Source organism: Pseudescherichia vulneris (assembly GCF_902164725.1).
GTDB lineage: Bacteria > Pseudomonadota > Gammaproteobacteria > Enterobacterales > Enterobacteriaceae > Pseudescherichia > Pseudescherichia vulneris.
In genome coordinates this window covers 859,879-869,056 of sequence record NZ_LR607338.1, presented here as the reverse complement: position 1 = coordinate 869,056, position 9,178 = coordinate 859,879, and the positions used below count along the sequence as shown (strand labels likewise).

The following is a 9,178-nucleotide window of genomic DNA, read 5'->3' as shown; positions in this document are numbered from 1 at the left end:
TCCCCAGGCCCGGAGTATGATCTCAATTACAACAATAGGGTTACAGCTTAGGGGAAAGCGATGGACTACCGTTGGTTAGACGCTCTGCATATTATGGCGGGCGTGATTTGGCTGGGCGGCATTTTTATGATGGCAGCGGTCGTCGCGGCATGGTCCCAGAGCCACAGCGTGGTGGCAAAAGGGGAGAGTAATCCCCTGTTAGAGTACGTGCGTCGCTGGAACCGGTTCGTTACGTCACCGGCGATGATCCTGCTGTGGGCCTTGGGTATCGCTCTGATGTTAAAAGGCGACTGGCTGCTGCCGCTGTGGCTGGGCATTAAGCTGGCGGTGCTGGTGTTCCTCTCGGCGGTGCATGGCATCCTGTCGGGGTCGCTGCGCAGACTGGCAACCGGTGAAACCTCTACCGTGTCCCTGCTGGCACGCAACGCTGCATGGCTCACTGTGGTGGCCGTTATCGTCGTTGTGGCTTTAGCGGTAGTAAAACCGTTTAGCGGCTAAACGTTATCTTGAATGCTCTGAAAATGCAGTCTGTTTAGTCAGGCTGCAATGTCACAATTTTGTATTTAAAAACAAAAACTTATTCTATATCGCTTTACAAATTACCGCTTGTAATTGTGATCTTGCGCACACTTTGTACTTCAATACTCATATCAAATGACTAAACTTTAGACTTAAATAATAACCGGGAAAATACCCGCCTTTTTTTACGACGCCATCCGGAGGTCGCCACAGCTATGTTCAACCAGAAAATTAAGTTTGCTGACTCTGTTGAGTTCGAGATCGATGAACAGATCTGTTACGAGACCGATCCGCGCGAATTAAAACTGGATGAAATGATCGAGGCGGAACCGGAACCGGAGATGATCGAGGGGATGCCCGCCTCCGACGCGCTGACCCCTGCCGATCGCTATCTGGAACTGTTTGAGCAGGTACAGTCGTCGGGCCTCTTTGCCGACAGCAAAACCTTCCCTGACTGCGCGCCACGAATGGATCCGCTCGATATCCTGATCCGCTATCGTCGTATCAAGCGCAGGCCTGACTTCGATCTACGCCTGTTTATTACACGACACTTCTGGTTGCCGCAGCAGATGGACAGCCAGTATGTCTCTAATCCAGAAAACTCGCTGAAAGAGCATATCGATCAGCTGTGGCCGGTGCTAACCCGCGAGCCGCAGGATCACATCCCCTGGTCGTCGCTGCTGGCGCTGCCGCAGGCCTATATCGTGCCCGGCGGCCGGTTTAGCGAAACCTATTACTGGGATTCCTACTTCACCATGCTGGGGCTGGCCGAAAGTGGTCGTAACGATCTGCTGAAGTGTATGGCGGATAACTTCGCATGGATGATTGAAAAGTATGGCCACATTCCGAACGGTAACCGTACCTACTACCTGAGCCGCTCCCAGCCACCGGTGTTCGCGCTGATGGTAGAGCTATTTGAAGAGGACGGCGTGCGTGGGGCGAAACGCTACTATGAGCATCTGCTGATGGAGTACGCCTTCTGGATGGACGGTTCTGAATCGCTGAATCACAACCAGGCCTACCGCCATGCGGTGCGTATGCCCGACGGCTCCCTGCTCAATCGCTACTGGGACGATCGTGATACGCCCAGGGATGAGTCATGGATCGAAGACGTGGAAACGGCGAAGCACTCGGGCCGCCCACCGAATGAGGTCTACCGCGATCTGCGCGCAGGCGCAGAGTCCGGCTGGGACTACTCCTCCCGCTGGCTGCGTGATACCCAGCGTCTGGCCAGCATCCGCACCACGCAGTTCATTCCTATCGATCTGAACGCCTTCCTGTTCAAGCTGGAGAGCACTATTGCTAACCTCTCCGGGCTGAAGGGTGACCGTGAGGGCGAGGCGATGTTCCGCCAGCGCGCCAGCGATCGCCGGGCAGCGGTGAACCGTTACCTGTGGGATGACGAGAAAGGCTGCTACCGCGACTATGACTGGCGTCGCGGCGAGCAGGCCCTGTTCTCAGCAGCGAGCATCGTGCCGCTCTACGTCGGTATGGTTACCCATGAGCAGGCCGATCGCATCGCCGTCGCAGTGCGCGAGCGCCTGCTGACCCCAGGCGGGATGATGGCCACGGAGTACGAGACTGGCGAGCAGTGGGATAAACCCAACGGCTGGGCACCGCTGCAGTGGATGGCTATTCAAGGCTTTAAGCTCTACGGTAACGATGAGCTCGGGGATCAGATTGCCCATAGCTGGCTCAATACCGTTAACGGGTTCTATCAGCAGCACCACAAGCTGATCGAGAAGTATCATATCGCCAGCGGCACGCCGCGCGAAGGTGGCGGCGGTGAGTATCCGTTGCAGGACGGCTTTGGCTGGAGTAACGGCGTCATACGCCGCCTGATTGGCCTGTACGGGGAGCCGTAGCGCCCCCGGTTTACCCTTAACGAATAACGTTATAGATCGCAGTCTGGATCGCCAGCCACTGGCGGGTACTCTGATCGGGCTGCGCTTTATTACGTATCCTTGCTTGCTCGGTTTCGTAGCGCTGGCGATCCACTACGGCAGACCGTGTGCAGAATGCGCGCAGGTACTCTTTCCGCTGCCCGGTAAGCTTTTCCCCGTTTAGCATCGCGTGACTGAGCGTCGTGGTAAAACGGCGGCAGGGGCGCGGCTCAACCATCTGACGCTGGTAGCGCAGCAGCAGGGCTAGCACCTCATCATTACCCGTCGATAGCGCCTGCTCGGTCCAGGAGAGCTGCCAGTCCATCCCCCCTTTTAAAAAGAGTTGCGCGACGCGGGTATCGTTGCGGTCTATCGCCGAGCGAAGGTTGCTCTCATCCCACGTGATGCCCATGCGGGTCAGCTGCATGCGCGAGGTCGGCGTAACTTGCTCATTTTGCGTGTCGGTCAGCACCTGCACCTGGGCTGGCGGCTCACTTACCGCCCGTGCGGGAGGGGTGCTGTTTATCAGCATGAAGCCACCGCCGATCATTACCAGCACCATCACGCCAACCGCGCCCCAGAGAATGCCTGAGACAAGGCGGATACGCTGCTCCGGCGAGCGAACGGCACGGCGTTCAGGTCGCTCGATATCTTCCCCCACCTCGAAAATATCCCCTCCCGCGCCTGCCTTTTTAACCGCTCGCGCTTTAAAAGCGTTCAGCTCGTCTACGTCGGTGGTGAGCAGACTGGAAGGATTAACGGTGGTGCGGCCCTCGTTGAAGGCGCGCTGAACCGGGGCAGCCATTTGCGGATAGTAGCTATCCAGCATAGTAAGCTGGATAGCAGAGAGCGGCTTCTGGGCGGTAAGGGTATTGCGGATCTGCCGAATATCATTGAGCAGGGTTTGCAGGGTTTTGCGCGGGTCGGCAAACAGCGTCAGTACCGAGCTATCGTTAAACAGCGGGGCGTAGTGGCGGGAGAACTCTTTTTTATCCACCAGCATCAGCGCCAGCTCGCTAAATAGCATTCCGCTGAGCACGTCGTTGCGCTCCCCCAGCTTTAACCAGCGGCGCACGCGATCCTGACCAAACTGGGTTTTCAGGTGGTTACGCAGCTTGACGCCATCCGGCCACGCGGCATAAACCAGTCCGCTAATCATTAACTCCAACGCGCGCAGTTGGGCTAGCCCCTTGAGCTGTGCTTCGCCGTTGACCGTTTCCGTTGAGGTAGGATAGGTCAGCAGAGGCTGCTGCAGGCGAAGATGCTCCAGAGCGGCGACAAAGCGCAGCGCGGCAATCATCTGGTTTTCACTGACGTCCTGGCCGTTTTCATACTGAGGAACCAGCTGTTGAAGATGGCGAAGCTGCATGGTGAACTGCGTCAGCTCGGCATCGTTGAGCTTCAGGCGCTGCGCCACTGCCCCCCAGCCGCCAAGGCCCAGACGAGCGTTTTCCAGCTGCTCCAGAAACCAGCGCGGATCCTTCCCTTCACTTACGCGAACATCCAGTAATAACAGAATTTCGATAGACGCCTGGCGAATAATCCCGATGCAGGTTTCGAATTGTTCGCGATTCCTGAGCGATGTGCTGTGTGTCATTATTTTCCCTTAACCACAATTAACGAAAGTTAATGCCAGCCGTCTACGCAGCTTAATTTATGTTAGATTCCAGTGAGTTAAATCATAAGCCACTTTGTAGTAAATATCAGTGATGCAGGTAAGAAAAGAGAAAGGGAAATAAAACAGAGCATTCCTTATCCAGAGCGGAATTTCCTATGCCAGGCTTAGTACAGAGATATTTGAGGCACATGCGAAAGGAGTATCTATGAAGAAAATGTTACTTGCCGCCACGGTGGCCGCCTTATTCACCCTTCCGGCACTGGCCGAAGACTCACCGGGACTGAATACGGATAAAGCACCACCGCCGCCGCATAAGCTTGACGACGGCTATCGCGGTATCGAAGATGCTCGCACTATGAACGTTAAGCAGGCACTGGACATGCATGACGGTGGTTCTGTCTCCCTGCGTGGGCACCTCACCGCTAAAAAAGGGAATGATATGTATACCTTCCGCGATAAAACCGGTGAGGTAGACGTCTATATTCCAATGGCGGTCTTTGACGGTCGAGAGATCGACTCGGATCAGTTGGTCGGCATTAGAGGCTCGCTGGATAAGAAACAGAAGCCAGCCCAGATTAAAGTGCACCGACTGCAGAAAGAGTAATGCGTTCGTAGGCCTTTCCCCTCTCTTACAGGAACATCCCGCCTGACACCTCGACGCGCTGGGCGTTCATCCACCCCAGTTCATCGCTCAGCAGTGCCGCTATCGCGCTGCCGATATCATCCGGTAATCCAGTGCGGCCTAGCGCCGTTTGCGCGGCGACAAACTGGTTTAGCTGCTGGTCATCCCGCACTCTGCCCCCGCCAAAATCGGTTTCAATGGCCCCCGGTGCAATAATATTCACCGAGATCCCGCGTGCCCCCAACTCTTTCGCCTGATAACGGGTTAACACCTCCATCGCCCCTTTCATCGCGGCATACGCGGCGTAGCCCGGTAGCGCGAAGCGGGCCAGCCCGCTGGATACGTTCAGGATCCGTCCGCCGTTTTTAATCAGCGGCAGCAGATGTTGAGTAAGGAAGAATGGTCCCTTGAAATGGATGTTCACCAGCTGGTCAAATTGCGCCTCGGTGGTCTCCGTAAAGGCAGCGTTTATGCCGATCCCGGCATTGTTTATTAAATAATCAAAGGTGTCGCGCTGCCAGGTCTTTTTCAACTGCTCCTGTACCCGGTGGGCGAAGTTTTCGAAGCTACTGCTATCGCCGACGTTGAGCTGCAACGCCACGGCCTTCGCGCCTTTCAGCTCAATTTCACGAACCACGTCAAGGGCATCCTCCTCACGACTATTCCACGTCAGGATAATATCCACGCCCTTCTCGGCCAGCTTCAATGCGGCATTTTTTCCCAGTCCACGGCTGCCGCCGGTCACTAATGCAATACGATGCGTCATAAGAAACCTCATTTCTGATGGTGGGTGATTGAGAAAGAGCTTATTAGGTGGTAGATAATCAATAAAGCCTGCTGAATACACTTCACTGTTTCATTGATGACAACAATAGGTGGCAAGGATGGATAAAATTTACGCAATGCAGCTTTTCGTTCGTGTTGCGGAGTTGGCGAGTTTTTCCCGCGCCGCCGATTCCCTTGGCGTGCCGAAAGGCAGCGTCTCGCGTCAAATCCAAAACCTGGAGAACCATCTCGGTACCCAGCTGCTGCACCGAACCACACGCCGGGTTCAGCTCACTCAGGACGGCATGGTCTACTACGAACGCGCTAAGGATCTGCTCTCTAACCTCGACGAGCTGGACGGCCTGTTTATCCACGATCCCACCAGCGTCAGCGGCAAGCTGCGGGTAGACATGCCGGTGGGGGTGGCGCGTAATCTGGTGATCCCGCGCCTGCCTGCCTTTGTGCAGCAGTATCCCGGCATTGAAATTGAACTCAGCAGCAGCGACCGATTGGTGGATGTGATCCGCGAAGGCTTTGACTGTGTAGTGCGCGTTGGCACGCTGAAAGATTCCGGGCTGATCGCTCGCCCGCTGGGCAGGCTGTCGATGGTCAACTGCGCCAGCCCCAGCTATCTGGAGCGTTTTGGCTATCCGGAAACGTTGGAGGATCTCTCTTCCCATGCGGTGGTGCACTACGCCGTCCACCTCGGCACGCGGCCACAGGGCTTTGAGTTATATCAGGACAGTACCACGCGGTGGGTCAAAACCGGCGGCATTCTGACGGTCAACAGTACCGAGACCTATCATGCGGCGTGCCTGGCGGGGCTGGGGATTATCCAGGTGCCGCGTACCGGCGTGCGCGATGCTCTGCGCCAGGGCACGCTGGTGGAGATCCTACCCCAGTACCGGGCCGAGCCCATGCCAGTCTCGCTGATCTATCCCCATCGCCGTAACCTCTCCCGGCGGGTGCACCTGTTTATGGAGTGGCTGGCGAGCGTCATGAAGGAGTACGTCGATTCACCCGCTTAGGTGATGAGGGTCTATAATTTGCGGTACATCACGCTAAGCAGAGAAGGAAGCCGTACCGATGACCCCGGAAAATAGCGCCAAGCGACCCGTCCCGCACCTGGACTACGAACCTGTTAAAAAGGTCGATACTACCGATAAGCCCGAAGCTGAGTCAGAGCCGCTGCTGAACGGCAAAGCAGAGGGCGTGGTGGAGACGGTCACCGAAGCGGCTGAGAAGATCCAGCGCCGCCCGATGGTCGCGCACCTGATCCGCGCCACGGAGCGCTTTAATGACCGGATGGGCAACCAGTTTGGGGCAGCCATCACCTACTTCTCGTTCCTGTCGATGATCCCCATCCTGATGGTGTCGTTTGCCGCAGCGGGTTTTGTGCTGGTCTCTCACCCGACGCTGTTGCAGGACATCTTTAACAAGATCCTGCTTAACGTTAGCGACCGCACCCTGGCCGATACGCTGCGCAATACGATAAAAACCGCCGTAGAGCAGCGCACCACCGTCGGGATTGTCGGCCTGGCCGTCGCGCTCTACTCCGGCATCAACTGGATGGGCAACCTGCGTGAGGCAATTCGCGCCCAATCCCGCGACGAGTGGGAGCGTACGCCTCAGGACGATGAGAAGATCTGGGTAAAATATTTCCGCGACTTTATCTCCCTGATTGGCCTGCTGGTGGCGCTGGTGATCACCCTCTCTATCACCTCTATCGCCGGTGCGGCGCAGGAGAGGATCATCTCTGCGCTCTATCTGGACTACATCGGCTGGCTTAAACCGGTCTGGCATTTGATTGGCCTCGCGATCTCTATCTGCGCGAACTTCCTGCTCTTCTTCTGGATCTTCTGGCGTCTACCGCGCCACCGCCCACGCAAGAAGGCGTTGATTCGCGGGACGTTGATTGCCGCCGTCGGCTTTGAAGTGATTAAGCTCATCATGACCTGGACCCTGCCTTCGCTGGTGACCTCCCCGTCAGGTGCGGCGTTTGGCTCCGTGCTCGGTATCATGGCCTTCTTCTACTTCTTCGCCCGTCTGACGCTGTTCTGCGCGGCGTGGATCGCCACCGCAGAGTACAAAGACGACGTGAAAATGCCAGGCAAAGAGACCCTCTAACCGCACTATTGGGCTGAATCAAAAAGCAAAGTTTCAGCCCAATTCCCCATTTCAGCATTAAAAACCAGTCCGTAACTTTTATTTAACCAAAAACTGGTTTTATATGCTGATATCCAATTTCTGTGAAGCATTTCATAGATGCGAAAACTCAGGCATGAAAATTATTCACTTTTTGCCGTTTTTATCGCCACCCGCTCGCCCTGTTACAGATTGAAATGTCGCTTTTGCTGTGCGTAATATGGCCCTTCGTTCGCCAAAAATAAGAAAATTCTATGCAAGCTACCGCCACAACGCTCGATCACGAACAGGAAAGCCCCCCGGTCAACTCGCGTAATAAAGTTGTCATCGCCTCGCTCATTGGTACGGCGATTGAGTTTTTCGACTTTTATATTTACGCCACCGCGGCGGTCATCGTCTTTCCGCACATCTTCTTCCCGCAGGGTGACCCGACGGCCGCCACGCTACAGTCGCTGGCGACCTTTGCTATCGCCTTCGTGGCACGTCCAATCGGCTCTGCGGTGTTTGGTCACTTTGGCGATCGCGTCGGGCGTAAAGCCACGCTGGTGGCGTCCCTGCTGACGATGGGTATCTCCACCGTGCTGATCGGCCTGCTGCCGAGCTACGCCACCATCGGTATTTTTGCTCCGCTGCTGCTGGCGCTGGCGCGCTTTGGTCAGGGCCTGGGTCTCGGCGGTGAGTGGGGCGGCGCGGCGCTGCTGGCGACCGAGAACGCCCCGCCACGCAAGCGTGCGCTCTATGGCTCCTTCCCGCAGCTGGGTGCGCCCATCGGCTTCTTCTTTGCTAACGGCACCTTCCTGCTGCTGTCATGGCTGCTGACCGACGAGCAGTTTATGGAGTGGGGCTGGCGCGTGCCGTTTATCTTCTCTGCCGTGCTGGTGCTGATCGGTCTCTACGTCCGCGTCTCCCTGCATGAGTCACCGGTGTTCGCTAAGGTGGCCGCGGCCAAGAAGCAGGTGAAGATCCCGCTGGGCACGCTGCTGACCAAGCACATGCGCGTCACCGTGCTGGGCACCTTTATCATGCTGGCAACCTACACGCTGTTCTACATCATGACCGTCTACTCCATGACCTACAGCACCGCACCTGCGCCGGTGGGCCTTGGATTGCCGCGTAACGAAGTGCTGTGGATGCTGATGCTGGCGGTCATTGGCTTTGGCGTGATGGTGCCGATTGCTGGCTTGCTGGCGGATGCCTACGGTCGTCGCAAGAGCATGATCGTTATCACCTCGCTGATCATTATCTTTGCGCTGTTTGTCTTCCCGCCGCTGCTGGGTTCAGGTAGCCCGGCGATGGTAATGGCCTATCTGCTGATTGGTCTGAGCCTGATGGGGCTGACCTTTGGCCCGATGGGTGCGCTGCTGCCGGAGCTGTTCCCGACCGAAGTACGCTATACCGGGGCATCGTTCTCCTACAACGTCTCCTCTATTCTGGGCGCGTCGGTGGCACCGTACATTGCCGCCTGGCTGACCGCCAACTACGGCCTGTTCTACGTGGGCGTCTACCTGGCGGCCATGGCAGCCCTGACGCTGATTGCGCTGGTGCTGACCCACGAAACCAAAAACCAGTCTCTTTAAGCATAAAAAAGCCCGGTAGCGCTAACGCCGCCGGGCCTATAGCTCCTGC

General features: G+C 56.6%; 8 protein-coding genes. 6 read left to right on the top strand and 2 right to left on the bottom strand.

Going from position 1 to position 9,178, the window contains the following annotated elements; genetic code table 11:
* Positions 1-60: 60 nt before the first annotated feature.
* Both FN633_RS03490 and FN633_RS03485 read left to right on the top strand, forming a co-directional pair.
* Positions 61-498 carry a CopD family protein gene (locus tag FN633_RS03490; protein ID WP_154056757.1) on the top strand — a complete coding sequence of 146 codons (438 nt, stop codon included), beginning with the start codon at positions 61-63 and terminating at the stop codon, positions 496-498.
* A 236-nt stretch (positions 499-734) separates the two neighbouring features.
* On the top strand, positions 735-2,384 hold the full coding sequence (locus tag FN633_RS03485; protein WP_154056756.1) for an alpha,alpha-trehalase: 1,650 nt from the start codon (positions 735-737) through the stop codon (positions 2,382-2,384).
* A gap of 16 nt (positions 2,385-2,400) precedes the next feature.
* Here the strand turns inward: FN633_RS03485 and FN633_RS03480 are convergent, their stop codons facing one another.
* Positions 2,401-3,999 carry an STY4199 family HEPN domain-containing protein gene (locus FN633_RS03480; RefSeq protein WP_154056755.1) on the bottom strand — a complete coding sequence of 533 codons (1,599 nt, stop codon included), beginning with the start codon at positions 3,997-3,999 and terminating at the stop codon, positions 2,401-2,403.
* Between the two features lie 226 nt (positions 4,000-4,225).
* Here FN633_RS03480 and FN633_RS03475 point away from each other — a divergent pair, with 226 nt between their 5' ends.
* The gene (locus tag FN633_RS03475) at positions 4,226-4,624 is read left to right on the top strand and encodes a YdeI family stress tolerance OB fold protein (RefSeq protein WP_154056754.1); all 399 of its coding nucleotides are present in this window, start codon (positions 4,226-4,228) and stop codon (positions 4,622-4,624) included.
* Between the two features lie 25 nt (positions 4,625-4,649).
* Here the strand turns inward: FN633_RS03475 and FN633_RS03470 are convergent, their stop codons facing one another.
* Positions 4,650-5,408, bottom strand: coding sequence for an SDR family NAD(P)-dependent oxidoreductase (locus FN633_RS03470; RefSeq protein WP_154056753.1), 759 nt, complete (start codon positions 5,406-5,408; stop codon positions 4,650-4,652).
* 118 nt (positions 5,409-5,526) lie between these two features.
* On the opposite strand from FN633_RS03470, the gene FN633_RS03465 reads away from it, so the two are divergent.
* From FN633_RS03465 to FN633_RS03455, 3 genes are all read left to right on the top strand, one after another.
* Complete coding sequence (locus tag FN633_RS03465) at positions 5,527-6,435, top strand: LysR family transcriptional regulator (RefSeq protein ID WP_154056752.1); 909 nt, start codon at positions 5,527-5,529, stop codon at positions 6,433-6,435.
* Positions 6,436-6,493: 58 nt separating this feature from the next.
* Positions 6,494-7,534 carry an inner membrane protein YhjD gene (gene yhjD / locus FN633_RS03460; RefSeq protein WP_154056751.1) on the top strand — a complete coding sequence of 347 codons (1,041 nt, stop codon included), beginning with the start codon at positions 6,494-6,496 and terminating at the stop codon, positions 7,532-7,534.
* A 272-nt stretch (positions 7,535-7,806) separates the two neighbouring features.
* Positions 7,807-9,129 (top strand): MFS transporter, encoded by a 1,323-nt coding sequence (locus FN633_RS03455; RefSeq protein WP_154056750.1) that lies wholly within the window; start codon positions 7,807-7,809, stop codon positions 9,127-9,129.
* Positions 9,130-9,178: the final 49 nt, after the last annotated feature.

Coding starts and splice junctions, on each gene's coding strand:
- FN633_RS03455 (WP_154056750.1), top strand. CDS start 7,807: ATGCAAGCTACCGCCACAACGCTCGATCACGAACAGGAAAGCCCCCCG.
- FN633_RS03490 (WP_154056757.1), top strand. CDS start 61: ATGGACTACCGTTGGTTAGACGCTCTGCATATTATGGCGGGCGTGATT.
- FN633_RS03480 (WP_154056755.1), bottom strand. CDS start 3,999: ATGACACACAGCACATCGCTCAGGAATCGCGAACAATTCGAAACCTGC.
- FN633_RS03475 (WP_154056754.1), top strand. CDS start 4,226: ATGAAGAAAATGTTACTTGCCGCCACGGTGGCCGCCTTATTCACCCTT.
- yhjD (WP_154056751.1), top strand. CDS start 6,494: ATGACCCCGGAAAATAGCGCCAAGCGACCCGTCCCGCACCTGGACTAC.
- FN633_RS03470 (WP_154056753.1), bottom strand. CDS start 5,408: ATGACGCATCGTATTGCATTAGTGACCGGCGGCAGCCGTGGACTGGGA.
- FN633_RS03465 (WP_154056752.1), top strand. CDS start 5,527: ATGGATAAAATTTACGCAATGCAGCTTTTCGTTCGTGTTGCGGAGTTG.
- FN633_RS03485 (WP_154056756.1), top strand. CDS start 735: ATGTTCAACCAGAAAATTAAGTTTGCTGACTCTGTTGAGTTCGAGATC.